Source organism: cyanobacterium endosymbiont of Epithemia turgida isolate EtSB Lake Yunoko (assembly GCF_000829235.1).
In the GTDB taxonomy this organism is placed as follows: domain Bacteria; phylum Cyanobacteriota; class Cyanobacteriia; order Cyanobacteriales; family Microcystaceae; genus Rippkaea.
In genome coordinates, this window is the sequence record NZ_AP012549.1 from 1051906 (window position 1) to 1069857 (window position 17952).

The 17952-nt window shown below is 34.1% G+C and carries 13 protein-coding genes; 8 read left to right on the forward strand and 5 right to left on the reverse strand.

The window, feature by feature from the left end; all coding sequences use genetic code 11:
* The first annotated feature begins 809 nt into the window (after positions 1–809).
* From pds to ispE, 4 genes are all read left to right on the forward strand, one after another.
* Entirely contained in the window at positions 810–2204 is a 1395-nt protein-coding gene (gene pds / locus ETSB_RS03245) for a 15-cis-phytoene desaturase (protein WP_044106256.1), read from the forward strand.
* A gap of 192 nt (positions 2205–2396) precedes the next feature.
* The gene (crtB, locus tag ETSB_RS03250; RefSeq protein WP_044106258.1) at positions 2397–3329 is read left to right on the forward strand and encodes a 15-cis-phytoene synthase CrtB; all 933 of its coding nucleotides are present in this window, start codon (positions 2397–2399) and stop codon (positions 3327–3329) included.
* Between the two features lie 1071 nt (positions 3330–4400).
* Positions 4401–4532 carry a hypothetical protein gene (locus ETSB_RS10470; RefSeq protein ID WP_269763980.1) on the forward strand — a complete coding sequence of 44 codons (132 nt, stop codon included), beginning with the start codon at positions 4401–4403 and terminating at the stop codon, positions 4530–4532.
* 1316 nt (positions 4533–5848) lie between these two features.
* On the forward strand, positions 5849–6790 hold the full coding sequence (gene ispE, locus ETSB_RS03265) for a 4-(cytidine 5'-diphospho)-2-C-methyl-D-erythritol kinase (protein WP_084220180.1): 942 nt from the start codon (positions 5849–5851) through the stop codon (positions 6788–6790).
* 104 nt (positions 6791–6894) lie between these two features.
* On the opposite strand, the gene ETSB_RS09870 is transcribed toward ispE, so the two are convergent.
* Positions 6895–7056, reverse strand: coding sequence for a hypothetical protein (locus ETSB_RS09870; protein WP_171816389.1), 162 nt, complete (start codon positions 7054–7056; stop codon positions 6895–6897).
* A gap of 17 nt (positions 7057–7073) precedes the next feature.
* Between ETSB_RS09870 and ETSB_RS03270 the strand changes: the two genes are divergently transcribed.
* Complete coding sequence (locus tag ETSB_RS03270) at positions 7074–8327, forward strand: GNAT family N-acetyltransferase (protein ID WP_044106265.1); 1254 nt, start codon at positions 7074–7076, stop codon at positions 8325–8327.
* A gap of 105 nt (positions 8328–8432) precedes the next feature.
* Positions 8433–8882: a Holliday junction resolvase RuvX gene (gene ruvX / locus ETSB_RS03275; RefSeq protein ID WP_044106266.1), complete on the forward strand. Its 450-nt coding sequence runs from the start codon at positions 8433–8435 to the stop codon at positions 8880–8882.
* A gap of 596 nt (positions 8883–9478) precedes the next feature.
* Here ruvX and ETSB_RS03280 read toward each other — a convergent pair.
* The 4 genes from ETSB_RS03280 to ETSB_RS03290 form a co-directional block, all read right to left on the reverse strand.
* The gene (locus ETSB_RS03280; protein ID WP_044106268.1) at positions 9479–10798 is read right to left on the reverse strand and encodes an aminopeptidase P N-terminal domain-containing protein; all 1320 of its coding nucleotides are present in this window, start codon (positions 10796–10798) and stop codon (positions 9479–9481) included.
* Positions 10799–12068: 1270 nt separating this feature from the next.
* Entirely contained in the window at positions 12069–12137 is a 69-nt protein-coding gene (locus ETSB_RS10845) for a DUF2973 domain-containing protein (protein ID WP_408643873.1), read from the reverse strand.
* A 159-nt stretch (positions 12138–12296) separates the two neighbouring features.
* Positions 12297–12620 carry a DUF2605 domain-containing protein gene (locus ETSB_RS03285; RefSeq protein WP_044106271.1) on the reverse strand — a complete coding sequence of 108 codons (324 nt, stop codon included), beginning with the start codon at positions 12618–12620 and terminating at the stop codon, positions 12297–12299.
* A 218-nt stretch (positions 12621–12838) separates the two neighbouring features.
* A complete protein-coding gene (locus ETSB_RS03290; RefSeq protein WP_044107593.1) occupies positions 12839–14026 on the reverse strand; it encodes an LptF/LptG family permease in 1188 nt (395 codons plus the stop codon).
* Positions 14027–14204: 178 nt separating this feature from the next.
* Between ETSB_RS03290 and ETSB_RS03295 the strand changes: the two genes are divergently transcribed.
* Positions 14205–14984 carry an SDR family NAD(P)-dependent oxidoreductase gene (locus tag ETSB_RS03295; protein ID WP_171816390.1) on the forward strand — a complete coding sequence of 260 codons (780 nt, stop codon included), beginning with the start codon at positions 14205–14207 and terminating at the stop codon, positions 14982–14984.
* A 327-nt stretch (positions 14985–15311) separates the two neighbouring features.
* Positions 15312–16307, forward strand: a complete 996-nt coding sequence (gene ilvC, locus ETSB_RS03300; protein ID WP_044106275.1) for a ketol-acid reductoisomerase — start codon at positions 15312–15314, stop codon at positions 16305–16307.
* Positions 16308–17952: the final 1645 nt, after the last annotated feature.

The window sequence follows — 17952 nt, forward strand, 5'->3', positions numbered from 1 at the left end:
TATAAGCGTTTTAACACTTTATTTTCTTATATTCGAGAACACGCAAAATAAATTAAAAATTTTTTTAAAAAAGTCTTGTTTTATTCTCGCTCAGGATTAAAAGAGGTTTACTGTTGATCAAATCAGACTAAAAATGACAATCTTTCCTCAAAACTATTTTTTAACAAAAGGAGGTAATTAATTCTGATTATTTATTTAACTAGTCGATAAAATTAAAAGTGAATAATTTATATTTAAAAATCGTATTCACATGTATTCTCTTAAAAAAAATTGAATTTATCTGCCAGTATTAATAATTATAGGTCTCTAATAGTTGTAGAGTTTTAATTTTTGTTGAAACTTATTGAATTAATATCAAAGATAGGTTTAAAATCTGTTTTACAATATTTTAAGTTTTATTTAGATATACTAAAAATAGTACTTTTAACCCTAAATTAGTAAGTCGATAATAGGCAATTCTCAAAGGTAATATGTATTGGTAAAAAGCGTATTTTTTACTTTATTTTAATCAAAATTTGATTTTATCGAAACATAAGTTAATTAAATTAATTAACTTATGTTTCGATAATTTTTTAGTCATAAAAATCTTTCCAAGTCTACAATAAATTCAACAAAAAACCAAAAATTTATTTTGTCACTAAATCATTTTAAGATGATAAATGTTGGCGTTTGTGTATTTTAGTGTATCTACTGATTTCCATTCATAAATTCTGACTGATAAAAATTTTAAAATTTTTAAAAATTGTAACGAAATGCAACGTACAATGAGAATAATTGTGAACACACCTATCAAAACGAGAAGATTATAGATGCGAGTCGCGATCGCCGGAGCAGGACTGGCTGGACTTTCTTGTGGAAAATACCTTATAGATGCAGGACATACTCCTATTATCTTAGAATGTCGAGACGTATTAGGAGGCAAAGTAGCTGCTTGGAAAGATGATGATGGAGACTGGTATGAAACTGGACTACACATCTTCTTCGGAGCTTATCCCAATATGCTGCAATTATTCAAAGAATTGGGGATTGAAGAGCACTTGCAGTGGAAAGAACATTCGATAATCTTTAACCAACCAGAACTCCCTGGAACCTATTCCCGCTTTGACTTTCCTGATATTCCTGCTCCGTTTAACGCTATTATCGCCATTTTATGCAACGACGATATGTTGACTTGGGAAGAAAAAGTTAAATTTGGCTTAGGGTTAATTCCAGCGATCATCCACGGACAAAGCTACATTGAGAAAATGGATCGTTATTCTTGGTCTGAATGGATAAAAAGACAAAATATCCCTCCCAGAGTAGAAAAAGAAGTCTTTATCGCTATGTCCAAAGCGTTAAACTTTATCAACCCCAATGAAATCTCAGCTACTGTTCTCCTAACAGCCCTTAACCGTTTTTTGCAAGAAAAAAATGGCTCAAAAATGGCTTTTCTAGATGGTCCTCCCACTGAAAGGCTTTGCAAACCTATAGTTGACTATATTACTGAACGGGGAGGAGAAGTTAGACTAAATGCTTCTCTCAAAGAGATTATTCTAGATGAAGACAACACCGTCAAAGGATTTTTGCTCAGGGGATTTAATGGTGAACCTGACGAAATGTTTGAAGCTCACTTATACTTGTCTGCAATACCAGTTGATATTCTTAAACTACTCTTACCTCAACCGTGGAAAACATTGGATTTTGCTTGCCAATTGGAAGGGTTAGAAGGAGTTCCTGTAATTAACTTACACTTGTGGTTCGATCGCAAATTAACTGATGTCGATAATCTGTTATTCTCCCGCTCGGACTTACTCAGTGTCTATGCGGACATGAGTAACACTTGTAAAGAATATGCCAACCAAGATCGCTCCATGTTAGAGTTAGTTCTGGCTCCTGCTAAAGATTGGATAGGTCAGTCGGATGAGGACATTATTGCTGCGACTATGGAAGAATTGTATAAACTGTTCCCCCAACACTTTATGGGAGAGAATCCTACAAAATTACTCAAATTCCACGTAGTTAAAACTCCCCGTTCAGTTTATAAAGCTACCCCTGGACGACAAACTTTTCGCCCCTCTCAAAAAACTCCAATTGCTAATTTCTATCTAGCAGGAGATTACACAATGCAGCAATATCTTGGAAGTATGGAAGGAGCAGTCCTCTCAGGCAAGTTAGCCGCTCAAGCTATTGTCCGAGATTATCCTACCAACATCGTTACCTCTTAATCTAGGCAATTCAAAAAAATATTAATTAGTTTAAATAAATTAAACTAATTAATATTTTTAGTAAAATTTTAGTGACTTAAACTAATGACAATAAGCTCATTATAATGCGACAATAAATACTGAATATCTAACGGTCAACCATTTAGGTAAAGCCCCTTTTTTTTCTATAAACAATCATTCTGCTTGTGCTGAATGCTGCAACTGCCTGAACCATCCAGAATCAAAAAAAAACTCGTCTCTTTGACGGAATCTTACGAACTCTGTCGCCAAATTACGGCAAAGTTTTCCAAAACATTTTATCTAGGAACATTGTTAATGCCTCCCGAAAAGCGTCAAGCAATTTGGGCAATCTATGTTTGGTGCCGTCGCACTGATGAATTAGTTGATGGATTCCAAACTCAATTGACAACCGTAGAAACCTTACAACATTGGGAGAGACATTTGGAGATGATATTTTCAGGTTGTCCTTTTGATAATGAGGATGTAGCCCTAGTTGATACTCTCCAGCACTTTCCTCTTAAAATTGAACCATTTCAGGAAATGATTGCAGGACAAAAGATGGATCTGTATCATAGTCGGTATGAAACTTTTGAAGAATTACGACTGTACTGTTACCGTGTAGCTGGAACGGTGGGGTTGATGTCCAGTTCGGTGTTAGGAATCAATGAAAATAAGTGCAGCACTTTTTGGCAAGAGAATCAGTGCCATTATATTCCCAAAGAAGAAGCAATCGCCCTCGGAATTGCCAACCAATTAACTAATATTCTACGGGATGTGGGAGAAGATGCCCAAAGGGGACGAATTTATCTTCCTCTAGAAGATTTAGAACAATTTAATTACACTCAAGAAGATTTATTAGAGGGTGTTATTGACGAACGGTGGTGTAACCTAATGCGTTTTGAAATTAAACGCGCCCGCCAATATTATCGGGATGCCGAACGAGGAATTCGTTTTCTATGTCAAGATTCTCGTTGGCCAGTATGGGCAGCATTGATGCTCTATCAAAGTATTTTAAACGTGATAGAAGCTAATAACTACGATGTGTTTACCAAACGGGCCTTTGTTAGGACTCCTAAGAAAATACTTTATCTTCCAGTGGCTTGGTTACGTGCACAAGTTCTTTGAAGTATTGTACATCCTAGAGAAATTTTATGAGCATTGAATTACATAGACAAACAATTAACAGTTAACCATAAATACATTCCATAGATATTTTTAATAGAAACTAAGAATAAGACCAATCAACTCAATAACTAGCAGGGCGTTTTAAAGTCAATTATATTTGGTTATGGTGTTATCGATTATTTCCTTAGACGTTATGAAACAATATAAAACCATTTTTCATGAACGAGAAAAATATCCTTGAATTTAAGACAGAACAACTTGATGTCGTAGAACAATTGCTAGAATAAGATGACGATGCAACTCTACAAAAACTAAATACTCGCTTATGTGAGAAAATAGATGTTACAAGCAGTATTTATGCCAGGTGCCGTTTGAGCCAAAAATTCAAGTTAACCTGAAGAAAAACACTTCAGGCTTTAAAATCTTATGGATGTAAAGTGCCAGTCTTGAAGCGAAAATATTAAACGACACCTAGACAACCCAAATTTTCAGACCTAATTTTTATTGACAAATTTATATTAACTAAATCTTAATATTAAGATAAGCACTAGTGCAACTGTATAGATCGCTTTAAAACTATTTCCCTCCAGCAAATCTAATTAACTTAGACCATGGATTAACTATGATATATCAGATTAACAACTCCTGTGGCTATCTTTGATATTTAAGTCAAAGATAGCCACAGTTGAGCCAGATCATTGGTCAAGTACTGAAGAGGTATTAGCTAAAGCCCAACATGTATTATGTCATAATCATATTTTTTCCACGAAACCTCCAAGTCAATTGGCAGTATTATACGGCTACTGTCATACTATTTTCTCAGTTAAATTCTCTTTGGACCAAACCATCTAAGAAGTATCATTAAAGTATTTTTAGTCTCAGAATTACAGCAGTGCAAGCATGTTCATTCTCCAAAAGTTTTATATACAATATGCAAAAGGTTCAAGGGACAAACAGCCAGCAATCACCTTATTATCTAAAATTAGACAATGGAATAACAATTATTTTAAGAGAAAACCTCACAGCAGATTTGATTTCAGGTATAATTTTTCTAAAGAACGCCGAATGCTTATGGAAAGCGAGATAAACCCTGGACTCTTCCATCTTTTAACTACGTTAATTACCAAAGTAACTGATAATTTATCTTCAGTAGAAATTGCTGAAGCAGTTGAATATATTGGAGCCAGTTTAGGATTTAATTAGGATCTTATACCACTGCTGACTATTTAGTAATAGAGATACAAACCGTTTTTTTATTTTCAGGAAATGTTAGCGTTAGTAGGAAAAATGTTGCAAGTACCAATTTTTTCTAAAGTGACTGTGGCTTAAAAAAAACCTAATTTTTCAAAGGATTTGGTTTCAACAAGAACAACTTTTGAATATAGCTTTTAATCAGTTACCAGCAGCTATTTATAGAGATCATCGTTATGGAACTCCTATTTGAGGGAAAGAGGAGACCGTTACAAATTTGACTAAGGAAGATTTACCGCATCATCAGAATCACTTTCATCCCAATAATTTAATTATTAGTTTATCAGGGTTTTTAAATATCGATTAGGCTGTTTTTGAGGGTAAAAAACCTTTAGTAGGTCAATTCTTTATGATCATTTAAGTATACTTACTTTATATAAGTTTAAAGTTTGTCCCTGTGAGAAATTTACTTTCCAAACAACTCAACAATCCATCATTATGTTAGGGGATTTAGCTCCAGAAGCACACAGTCTTGATTATAATGTTTTGAAATTATTAAGTACCTATCTAGGCAATGGGTAATCGAGTTATTTATCTATGTAATTGCGGGAAAAATAAGGATTAACTTATTATGTTTTGGCAATTAATCTTACTTGTTTGAAATCATCTCAATTTATCGTTTATATAGAAACTGCTGCTCACAACACTACTATTGCCATTGAACAATTGCAACAAGAAACTAAACATTGATCGTATCAGGAACTAACTCCCCAGAAATTAAACTATACCCAGAATAAGCTCCTAGGACAATATACATTAGGTAAACAAACTAATTCAGAAATAGCTAACTTATATGGCTGGCATGAAATTTTGGTATTAGGAATAAAATTTGCTCAGGATTTTCAATATTAAATTAACCAAATAACTTAAAAAATGATACAAATACTTTCTGATATATATTCACTTTTTTTTATATTGATGGCGTATTACTTAATACTGTAGAACCCAATAATTAATTGTTAAAATAATTACTTATAGTTGAATTTAATAAATCATTAAAAATACTTTTAATCATCAAAATTAAACTGTAGTACATGGGTAAAATTTTACAAAATTTCTTCTACTTTATTTTATAGATATAATTTTAAATATTCTATTGTTAAATAGGGTTTAAATAATTTATGAAGAAATTATCTTTGTATTTTAGTATTTGGAGAGGACCTAATCATACTCCTAGTATCGATGATAAAAGTCGCCACAAGAAAAGATGAGGTGTGTGAGAAGATAGAGAAGGACATTGAATATCTGATTTGTTAATTCACTCGGTTATGCAATCCTATACTTTAATTGCTCCAGCCAAAATAAATTTGTATCTAGAAATCATTCATGATCGTCCAGATGGTTATCATGAATTGGTAATGATTCTTCAAAGTATTGATTTAGCTGATCGTTTAGAAATTCGTTCCCATGGAACTCAAGACTTTCGTTTAACTTGTTCCCACCCTCAAGTTCCCACTAATGAGACCAATTTAGCTTACCGTGCGGCACAATTGATGAAACTTGAATTTAGTGAAGCTTTTGCTAACTATGGGGGAGTTGATATAACAATAAATAAGCGTATTCCTGTGGCTGCCGGATTAGCTGGAGGCTCAACTAATGCGGCAGCAGTATTAGTCGGGTTAAATTTAATCTGGGAATTAGGGTTGACTATACCTCAATTACAACGGTTAGGAGAAAAATTAGGATCGGATGTTCCTTTTTGTATTGCCGGAGGCACTGTGGTCGCTACGGGAAGAGGAGAAAAATTAGTTCCAATAGGAGATCTTGATAGTTTATGGGTGGTATTAGGGAAATACCAAAGCTTAGCGGTCTCTACTTCTCGGGCTTATCAAACTTATTGGCAGCAATTTAGCCATGAATATGTTAGTGATCGCGCCGTAGTCAACTCTCGAATATTTAGAGTTTATTCCGGCCCTTTGGTTCAAGCTATTAGTCAAAAAAATAGCCAGAAAATTGGTCAATTATTACATAATGATTTAGAAAAAGTAGTTTTACCTGAATATTCCCAAGTTATGAAGTTAAAAAAAATATTACAACAAACAGGGGGATTGGGAACGATGATGTCAGGATCAGGCCCAACGATATTTACTTTGTGTCAATCTCAACAAGAAGCTGAAAATATTAAATATCAAGCTAGACAAGCTATTTGTGATCCTAATTTAGAATTATTAATAACAAAGTTATCAAGTAGAGGAATTCAAATTATTTAAGTTCAAACAACAAGCCCTATAAAAGCAAACTACCTTCTAGCTTACGAATTTTTATCAATAAGTGTCTATTTATATTTAATAGGATCAGTTTTCATCTCAAATCTTCAATCCCAAAAACTAATTATATTTGGGTAGGGATCAAGTCTGGGTAACAAATAAACCAGCAAAACATCTATAGTTTTTGTCATTCCTCCCTTACCTTGATCTTGAGCGAAAGAAGGTGACAACCATGGAAAAATGGTTAAGATAGAGCCAGTAAGCGACATAATCTCCACCGCAATCCATGAATTCTCCTTTAGATGATGCCCCTAACCCCATAATTCGTTCTGTACAGTATCGAGATTTAGATTCTATAGAACATTTGATTGTTCAAATAGCCCAAGAACAGCCAGATTCAAATCTTACTGTGTCTATTCAACAATTACAACAAGCACGGCGTTGGTTTGGACTTCTTAAATTCTTGAGTTGGTTTCCTAACTTGTTCCAACACCATTTTTGTGTTTATATTGCTGAACCAAAAACACTACTAAATCAAGGAACAGAGCGATTACAAGGGTTTATTCAAATTAGTCCCTTTAATAGGGATCGCAGTACCTGGTGTGTAGAACGAGTGGTGATTAACAATCAAGATTCTCAACCCCAGTTGATGACTGATTCTAAAGGAGTGGGCTCTCAACTATTGCGCCACTGTTTTGAAACCATTTGGGAAGCCAGAACTTGGGTTTTAGAGGTCAATATCAACCAAAAAAGTACCCTTGCTCTCTATCGTCAGAATGGCTTTCAACCCTTGGCTCAATTAACATATTGGTCTTTAACACCGAAATTACTGCAAGAACTTGCCCTAGGAGACTCCGATTTTCCCAACCTGTTACCGGTGAGTAATGCCGATGCTCATCTACTTTATCAGCTTGACTGCGTTTCCATGCCACCTCTGTTACGTCAAGTTTTTGATCGCCACCTCCTTGATTTTAAGACTCCATTTTTGGCGGGGTTAGTCTCTAAGTTTCGACAATGGTACGACCACACTGATGTTGCCCAAATATATGTGTTTGAACCTCAGCGTAAGGCAGCTGTTGGCTATTTTAAACTAATTTTATGTGACAATGGGTCTAGCCCTCATCAAGCTAAGTTAACGGTGCATCCAGCTTACACTTGGCTTTATCCAAAGTTGTTCACAAAAATGGCACAGATTGTACAGAATTTCCCATCCCAAAGCTTAGAGTTGGTTTCGACAGATTATCAGCATGAACGCGAAGAGTATCTCGAAAAATTGGGAGCGCAACGTAATCAACACACTCTGTTGATGTCCCGTTCAGTATGGCATAAACTCAAAGAGGCTAAGCCTGAAGGACTACATTTATCAGAGATGTTACAAGGATTACAGGCAGTTCCTCGGACTCCTATTCCTAGTCGAATGTCTTGGTTTAACATATCTTTTAATTCCTCAGAAAAAAACTTTAATTCACATAATGGAAAAAAATCTAGACATAAGCTACAAATTCTAGGAGAATCTTCTGAGTTTAATGATGAGCCGTAGAAGTATTAGGATCAGAAAGCTCACTTTAATCAGTAAACGAGCTGATGGGAAAATATTTTAACTTCTCTCTTCTGGCTTACTTAATATAATTAGATCTAATTAATGATGAAACGAATTTCGGCCTTAGGATTAGATATCGGTAAAAAGCGAATTGGGGTAGCTGGATGCGATGGAACTGGGTTAATTGCAACGGGGTTGACAACAATTCACCGTACTTCGTTTTGGGAAGATATTCAACAGCTTCAACAATTGATTCACCAACGGGAAGCACAATTATTAGTTGTAGGACTTCCTTATAATATGAATGGAAGCTTAGGATTTCAAGCTAAGCAAGTACAAAAATTTACATTGCGTATTTCTCAACCCTTACAATTACCAGTGGAGTATGTCGATGAACGATTAACCTCTATTGAGGCTACTGTACAACTCAAGGCACAAAAACGGTTTTCTACTTGGGATAAGGGGGCAATTGATCGTCAAGCTGCTTGCATTATTTTGCAACAGTGGTTGGATTATAAGTGTTCAAGAGTAGGCAACAATCAGAATTTGACTTGAGTAGAACTCAGTCAATCCAAGGCTATTTTAAATCACTTTTTGGTACTTTGTGAATTCTCATCAAGTAGAGCGTTAGTGAGGGCTACATAGTTAATTGATAGTTAGTATTCAATCCAAATAGAATTATTTCTTGGAATTAAGTATAAGTCTACTTTAGAGCATTTAAACTAAAATATGGTCTACTTATTTATTAAAATATTTGCTCATTACCGAACAATTCCAAGTTAGTCTAATACATAGCAATTACCTTGTCTTTTCTAGACAAAATATATTTTACGTAGTTTGTTAATGTATAATTTTCACTATGTATAAATATACAAAATAGTACACGTAATTTATATGCATCAAAATTTCGAAAAAACTTTGTAGTATTGTTTAAGTCAGCAAAAGCTTCTAGATAAAGTATCATAGTGGTGCTTGACATTAAAACTTTTTAACGATGACTTATGTTATGCCGATCAATGGCACAATTATATTTAAGCTATCTGTAATAATCAACATTTTTCACTTGTTCTCGACCTCGCTATTAATAAATGTTATAAATAATAACTTTATCGAATTAAACATTTGATCGGCGTCAGAGTCCACAATAATACTTACAAACTAATCTCATCAATCATTTTAGGAACTCCAGCAGTTAAAACTTCATGACCTGTTTTTGTTACTAATACATCATCCTCTATTCTAATGCCAATACCGTGCCATCGTTCAGGAATTTCTGGTTGTCCTTCAGTAGGTTTTATATTAGGACTAATATAAATTCCAGGTTCAACCGTCAGCAGATGACCAGATTCTAACAGTTGCCAAGTTCCTCCTCCCTGTTTATAAATCCCCACATCATGAACATCTAACCCTAGCCAGTGGCCAGTTTGATGCATATAAAAAGGTTTATATTTTTCTTCTTTAATAATTTCTTCTAAATCTCCTTTCAGTAACCCTAAATCAATCAATCCTTGGACTAAAATACAGACTGCCTTGTCATGAAACTCGTTATAAGGTTTCCCAGGTATAACCGATTCTATGGACTTCAATTGTGCTTCTAAAACCAACTCATAAATGGCCTTTTGTTCCCCTGTAAATTTGCCGCTAACGGGAAAAGTCCTGGTAATATCTCCATTGTAATAGCCATAGGAACAACCCGCATCAATCAAGAGCAACTCATTTTCTTGAATTTGACGACAATTTTCAATATAGTGGAGGACGCAGGTATTGGCTCCTGATGCTACAACAGAAGGATAAGCTGGGCCCATAGATCCATGTATACGGAAGGTATGTTCTATTTCTGCCTGGATTTCGTACTCATAATGTCCTACTTGAACAAATTTTCTAGCTCGGTTATGAGCAATGACTGAGATGCCTATCGCTGTGCGTAACATCTCTAACTCAGTAAGACTTTTTACCTGACGCATGGGGTGAAGAATAGGGTTGGGATCTTCAATGGCAATGGGCCCAGTTCCCCGCTTTGAATACGCTGCCATTAACCGTTGCCAATGGGACAAAATCATATCATTAAAATTCTTATCCGGTCCGAGATGATAATAGATACGGTCAGCTTTTTTAATGTATTGGGGTAGCTTGCTATCTAATTCATTAATGGAATATGCCTCATCTGCACCATAGAACTCTTTAGCTTTTTCTACACCACAACGATAACCTGTCCAAGTTTCTTGTTCAGGATCTTTCGGTTGAACAAAAAGCACAAAATGGTGTTCTTCGTGCTGGGGAACTAATACTGCTACGGCTTCAGGTTCATTAAATCCCGTAAGGTAAAAAAAATCACTATCTTGACGAAAAATATGTTCCACATCATTGTGCATAACTACGGTACTGGAACTGCGAAAAATCGCAGTTCCAGTACCGATTTTTTTCATAAAGCGTTCTCGACGCTGACCATACTCTGTTAGTTGAATTTCCATAATTGATCTAAATAATATGTAATTGATCTTAATATAAAGTTAACTCACAAAATTACTAAATAGTCACTAAAATCAATTTGTTCCGCAACCAACATTGATAAGTCTACAATCTCTATCACAAATTCTTAATTTTCCCCAATAATGTTGCTCATTTTAATCTGAACTGTGGGCAATTGGGACAATTTAATTATGTTTATCATGTAAAACTAGGACAGGAAGACTGTTGACTTGAATATTGACTGGTATAGGTGACAGATTAGTAATCTAGAGAAAGCAAGCACTGTTCCTCGTAGGGTAAGCTGACGACTCTTCCGTCTCATGCCATTATTTGACTTCCATTTTCTCTATATATTTCTAATGGACGGTTAAAAAACTAAAACTTAGAGGCAAGTGACATTAACTTTTGTACTTAAGAATATTTTTACCTTAACTATGCTGTAGTTAACCCTTCTAAACTAAAACCAATGAAGGTAATAGAAGTTAGAGAGTTGAAAAATTCGACGGCAACTTGTTGCAACTGTCCTGTTAGGGTTAAACCAGGACAATCCCGTTGATTGAGATTAGGAATAGTAAAAGAAGTTTGACGTTTCTTAAAGTGATTGCTAAGATATCAAAATTTAACAAAATTGAGGTTCGACGTAAACCTATGTAGATAGATATATTATATTTCAATTAATTAATTCTCCTGACAGCTTGGGATAAACTGTGCGTTAGTTACAAGATATAGTCTTTGGTAGATTACAGTTCAGATGAGGACTTATTCTTTTTTACCAAGAACAGAGATTGTACCTAAGCGAGCTAACAAGGCATAAGACTTTTTGGTCGTCATTAAGTATAGGAGAAGCATATTATGTTCAAATAATCCTTACTTGTTGATTCTGACAATAGAATAAGTCTAGACCAAGAGTATAATAATGTTTAATTTTCTCAGTGAGAAGTGGTTGCTAACTTTAAACAATCTAAGGTTTTAGTTTCATAGGAATTGTTGCCCAATGTTTTAACTCTCTTTTTTAGCTTTCTTTTTCTTTCCCTGAAGATTGACTCGGTGACAAATTGTACAAAGCATCAAGCTGTTATCTCACATCTTCAACCCTCACCGAACGCATTACTAATTAATAATGAATAGTTCATCGGTAGGATTTTCTATCTTATCTAGTAACTCAAGATAAACAGTTTTTTGAGCATTTTTCCGATTTATTTTTCGATTTATTGAAGTATTTCTCTTCGGTGTATAACGATCTGGGCAATCAATACTAACCTTAATTAAACTTCAAATTAAATTACTGACAACAAAAAATGCAACCACGGTAAACGCCAGAATGTAGAGTAGATGTAACATTGAAATCTTATAACAAGCAATAGTCACGTAAGGTTTATATAGTGGTCGAGGTAATCAAAATTAATTAAGATTTACTTGACTAGCTTACTAATAATCGTGAGTAATAATTATCACTTTGTAGATTAGATTTCTGGATCTTGGAATAACACCAGGGGGAACTTAATTCTTATTTGCTTTGTATAATCGCCACTGCATGGAGACTTGCCAACATTCTGCCACTAATTTGTGCCAAAGGACTAAGATAGCCGTATCAATTCCCGCTTTTTGATCGGTCGCTTTAAATAATATTTGAGCCGTAATCACTTCTTGCTTGCTCTTATCAACCCTGGCGAGCAGATCGTCTTGTTCTTCAGGGGAAAGTAAAGTAATTCTTTCAGATTCTAATAAAGTTTGTGTGCGGAAAAACCAGTATTGAAAGTCTTCTAATAAAAGCTTAAGGATTCTTGTCAGTAACTCTGATTCATTAGGTGGGGAGTTTATCATTTTTTCGAAAATTTTATATGTAATCTATCTTAGCGGGTTTCATAATTATTAACATTCAGATACAAATAATTAATAAGTTTCTTCAAGTTTTCAAGACTCAGGGAAGTTTATCATTGGTAACGCACCGATATAAACAAATGAAAACCAACATGCAAATAGTCCATAACAGTATTTTTATCCCTTGTTCGTTCTATGCTGAAAGCAAGACTAGGGAAAATTTAGGATTTAGCGAAATGATACAGTAACCAGTATCCCATTCCTAAGCCAAGAAAATTAGGCAACCATGCAGCCATAAAGGGAGAAATAATACCCATTAATCCTAAACTACCGATAATAAATCCCAAAATATAATAAATAAAAATAATCACCACACTAAAGCCAAAGCTGGTAGCTCTCCCCATCTGCTGAGGCCTTACCCCTAAAACTGAGCCCACTAAACCAAAAACAATACAAATAAAAGGAAAAGCAAGTTTTTGTTGGATTCGCACTTGAAAGGTTCGCAAGTTTTTTTCATCCCCAATCATTCTCAATAGTTTCATGTATTGTTGAGCTTGAATGATATTCATTTCATAGGGATCTCGACCTTGAAGAGCGAATTCAAAGGGAGCTTTAGTTAAAGCTAACTGACAATGTTTAAAAGAAGACATATCTCTGTAGGAAGCATCAGGAGCTAGTTTATAAATTGTTCCATTGAAAAAATCCCAAGTATTTTCTTTAGAATTCCAAGTAGCTGAATCGGACACAACTATTTTGTTGAGATTAGTTCCTGTCCATTCTAAAATTGTCAAGGTCTTCATATACTGACCGTCAAATTTCTCAGCATAAAATAAATATTTTAATCGTTTAACTGTTTCTGCATTTGGCAAATATACTACTTCATAGTTAGGATAAAAAATATCCTTCTTTTGCCAAAAAGGATGTTCTTCTTTTAGATATTCAACTAAGATAGATGTAGCTTGGTAATTAGCACCAGGGACAACTAATTCACTAAACACAAAGGTAATACCTGTGATTAATAAACTAAAAACCAAAGCAGGAGCAATTATACGATACAGACTCACGCCACAAGCGCGTAATGCGATTAATTCACTATCGTTACTAAGACGTCCATAGGTTAGTAACGTAGTTAACATAACTGAGATCGGTAGGGCATAGGCGGTGAATTCAGGTACTTTTAAAAGTAAAACCTCCAGGGCTTGCATTAGGGGAAGATCTGACTCCACCACTTTATTTACTAAATCTGATAAATAACCAATCGCCACCCCTAACGACGAAACCAGTCCCACGCTAAAGATAAACGGAGGAATAAGTTCGCCTCCAATGTAGCGATCCATCAAAGATAGAGAGAACCGGCGTTGTTGCGATCTCCATAAGTCGGACAGAGATTGAAGAAATTTCGTCAACATCAGAGATTTAGTAGAAGCACCCTTCATTAAACATCGACGGACAATTGATTGGTTAGTTGCTGTAGTAACTCAATAGAGCCAAGTTTTCCATAAATGTCAATCTTCCCGGTGATCAATTTGATCATGCGTTACAATCCTTAAGGTAAAGTGACTCTCACTAGATTTGAGTAGGATGACCATGAAAACGGCTTTGATTACTGGTGCATCTTCTGGCATTGGAACAGCCTTTGCTCAAGAATTAGCGATGCGCCAGATAAATTTAATTTTAGTTGCCCGTTCCCAGAATAAACTATACCAACTTGCCGAAAAGTTACAACATCAAGTTCCTATAAAAGTAGATGTAATTGTACAAGATTTAACTGAACAACAAGCTGCCAAGAAAGTCTATGATACTATAACAGAGAAAGGATTAAACGTTGATTTTTTGGTTAATAATGCAGGAGTTGGAGATTATGGAGCGTTTACCCAACGGGAATTATCCCGCCAAGCGGAAATGATCCAACTCAACATAGTTGCTTTGGTGGAGTTAACCTATTTATTTTTATCGGAGATGCAACAACGAGGAACGGGGAATATTATTAACGTTGCGTCTATTGCCGGATTTCAGCCCTTGCCTTATTTATCGGTTTATGCGGCAACAAAGGCCTTTGTTCTCAGTTTTTCTGAAGCGTTGTGGGCAGAAAACAAAGGAAGAAATATTAATATCCTCGCGTTATGTCCTGGTCCGACAGATTCCAATTTTTTTGAAGCAGCGGATTTTCCAGACAGTTTTACTAATAAAAATAACGGTAGTTTAACCTCGGCTAAAGAAGTTGTCAAAGATGCTCTTAAAGCCCTTGAAAACAGAAAATCTAATACTGTCCCTGGTGGTCTCAGTAATCAATTTATTGTGAATTCTAGCCGTTTTCTTCCCAGGGAATTGTTAATTAATGTCATAGAAAAAAAATTTAGAGGTTAGATAATAATTTTAATTTAGTAAAAATATACATTTTATAGTTAGCTTTTGATTAATTAAAGAATAAGGTTTAATTTATGAAAAATAGCCATTTCTCTTCATAAAAAATTGAAAACAGGATTTACTATTTTATAGTTTTTATTACAAAATAAGGAATTGCAGAAGAAAAATATTGCAGAAATCAACCTAAGATTAACGTATTTTTTAACTCAACAAGTCTAGATCGCTGTTCCTCGTTAAGTTTAAAAAAATTATAATCTAAACTTCCTAATAGTTAAGTATGATAGTAAGTTCAGAAAAGATTAAAACTTGCAACAAGGAGACAACCCCATGGCTCGGATGTACTATGATACAGATACCAACCTAGATCTTTTAGCTGGTAAAACCATTGCGATCATCGGTTATGGTTCCCAAGGTCATGCTCATACCCTCAACCTCAAAGATAGTGGCATAGACGTTATTGTGGGGTTGTATCCAGGGAGTAAATCCGTTCAAAAAGCCCAAGATAAAGGATTAAGGGTTCTAAATGTTGCCGAAGCAGCTAAAGCAGCAGATTGGATTATGATTCTGTTGCCCGACGAAGTTCAGAAAACTGTCTATCTTAATGAAATAGAACCTAATTTAACCGAAGGAAAAGTGTTATCTTTTGCCCATGGATTTAATATTCACTTTGGACAAGTGGTTCCCCCTCCTAATGTTGATGTGGTGATGGTTGCTCCTAAAGGTCCAGGTCACTTAGTTCGACGTACCTATGAACAAGGGGAAGGGGTTCCCTGTTTGTTTGCTGTGTATCAAGATGCTACTGGACAAGCCCGTGATCACGCTATGGCTTATGCTAAAGGGATTGGTGGGACTCGTGCGGGAATTCTTGAAACTACCTTTCGAGAAGAAACTGAAACGGATCTTTTTGGAGAACAGGTTGTTCTTTGTGGCGGTTTAAGTGCTTTGATTAAGGGCGGTTTTGAAACTTTAGTAGCTGCAGGATATCAACCAGAATTAGCTTATTTTGAATGTCTCCACGAAGTTAAATTAATTGTCGATCTTATTGTAGAAGGTGGATTAGCTAATATGCGCAATAGTATTTCCAATACTGCCGAATATGGGGATTTAACTCGTGGACCTCGCATTGTTACTGAGCAAACCCGTGCTGAGATGAAAAAAATTCTCAGCGAAATTCAGTCAGGACAGTTTGCACGAGAATTTGTACTGGAAAATCAATCAGGTAAACCAGGTTTTACTGCCATGCGTCGTCAAGAAGCCGAGCATTTAATTGAAAAAGTAGGAAAAAATTTAAGGGCTATGTTTAGTTGGTTAAAAGACAAATAAAATCCTAATTAATGAAATGAAAGGCTACTAGTTTCCCGTAGCCTTTTCTCTTCCTGTGTCTATTTATTCCACTCAAGCTATCATTTGGATTGCTAGTCTTAGGGTAAGGAGTAAATCCCAATAGTATTTGATTGATTTTAATTTGAAGATTTTTACTGATAGTAAGATAATTCTAAAACAGAAAAGTAGGTTTTTAAAAGTAATCTCTAGATGTAAGTTTACCTAAAAGTTCAGCGAAGAAAATTAGAAAAGCAAAACCCATTAGACTTAGCCTGTGCTCTGAAGATTTTTAGCATAACGAGAGTAAGGATATTATATTTGAATACAAGAGCATGAAAAGTTAAAGAAATTACATATTGGGTTGGATTTTTTAAAAAATACTTTCTAGATAGATTCTACGAGAAGTTAAAAAAATAACCTGTATAGGGTAAAATATTAAGATCTCTTGAAGAGCTCTTGGAAAAGAATAAAAGAACTTATTATAGTCAATAATTATTCAAGATTGTTTAATAAGAGAATAAATTTAAATTTACTTCGGGAATAACGGGTACAATTTAAGAGTAAAAGTCTGAAACTAGAAACAAGCAAAAGTGAGGATTAGAATTAATATATGTCATCAAAAAAAGTTTAAAATACTACAAATAAATACAACAGTTTAGTTAAAAACTAACTGAAATAATAGTAAGTAAAAATGAGTCTTTCCATGTTTTATACTAAACTGTTGTATAGTTCTGAACTAAATATAAGAAAAGGTAATAGCATCATAATAAAAAATATTAAATTGCCAAAATTATGTCTTAGCTAAGACATTTAAACAAAGTATTGCTTAAAACAGTTACTCTAAAAAATGACGATTAAAATAATATAAAATTAACCATATTTACTTAAATATAGAAATGAAGTGTATTTTTAATGTTTATTTAGAGTAACTTACTTAACCCAGCTTTTATAAAACGCATTTGTCGTCTCTATGCTAGTAACTGAATATATTTACGATTTTAGTTATACTAGTTTTAAAGTTTTACAAACATAAAAAGGTGAGTTAAGCTTTCTTCTGAAAGATCATTATGTGTCCAGCTTCGTAACTAAAATTGTTTTTTGTTAGGCGAGTTTATAAATAAAATTATGCCCTTTGTACTTAACTTATGAGAATATTATTACAATTGCTTTGTTCCTTAATTTTTACGCGTGTAATTTTAAATCATAATTCTAATAAATTTAGAAGTTTATCTAATGTCTTGATATACAAATAAAATGTCAATTACTTTTTCAAGTCAAAACTATAATCTTGACATTTTTTCGTAAAAATATAAAAATAATTTTATTTTTAATAAAAACCTCATCACAAGATATCATCTATATAATTACTAATATTCTAGTAGGGTTTTCTATTTAAATTAAATACTATACTATAGTGAACATTATTTTTTAAACCAATTAAATCTTGAATTTAGAAGTACTAGCAGTTGCTTATTATTAGATAATAAATGGAATAGTAATAGCTTTTTTTAAAAATAGATCTAACAGTAATTTGTATTTCTTGCAGTTTAAGTAGCAAAAAACTTTCTTACAAAAATAAATTAGCAATTAGAGATTGACCTTAAAAATAGAAAGTTATCTATCTTAAAATTGCTAGAATTACCTT

Coding starts and splice junctions, on each gene's coding strand:
- pds (WP_044106256.1), top strand. CDS start 810: ATGCGAGTCGCGATCGCCGGAGCAGGACTGGCTGGACTTTCTTGTGGA.
- crtB (WP_044106258.1), top strand. CDS start 2,397: ATGCTGCAACTGCCTGAACCATCCAGAATCAAAAAAAAACTCGTCTCT.
- ETSB_RS10470 (WP_269763980.1), top strand. CDS start 4,401: ATGGAAAGCGAGATAAACCCTGGACTCTTCCATCTTTTAACTACGTTA.
- ispE (WP_084220180.1), top strand. CDS start 5,849: ATGCAATCCTATACTTTAATTGCTCCAGCCAAAATAAATTTGTATCTA.
- ETSB_RS09870 (WP_171816389.1), bottom strand. CDS start 7,056: ATGTCGCTTACTGGCTCTATCTTAACCATTTTTCCATGGTTGTCACCT.
- ETSB_RS03270 (WP_044106265.1), top strand. CDS start 7,074: ATGAATTCTCCTTTAGATGATGCCCCTAACCCCATAATTCGTTCTGTA.
- ruvX (WP_044106266.1), top strand. CDS start 8,433: ATGAAACGAATTTCGGCCTTAGGATTAGATATCGGTAAAAAGCGAATT.
- ETSB_RS03280 (WP_044106268.1), bottom strand. CDS start 10,798: ATGGAAATTCAACTAACAGAGTATGGTCAGCGTCGAGAACGCTTTATG.
- ETSB_RS03285 (WP_044106271.1), bottom strand. CDS start 12,620: ATGATAAACTCCCCACCTAATGAATCAGAGTTACTGACAAGAATCCTT.
- ETSB_RS03290 (WP_044107593.1), bottom strand. CDS start 14,026: ATGTTGACGAAATTTCTTCAATCTCTGTCCGACTTATGGAGATCGCAA.
- ETSB_RS03295 (WP_171816390.1), top strand. CDS start 14,205: ATGAAAACGGCTTTGATTACTGGTGCATCTTCTGGCATTGGAACAGCC.
- ilvC (WP_044106275.1), top strand. CDS start 15,312: ATGGCTCGGATGTACTATGATACAGATACCAACCTAGATCTTTTAGCT.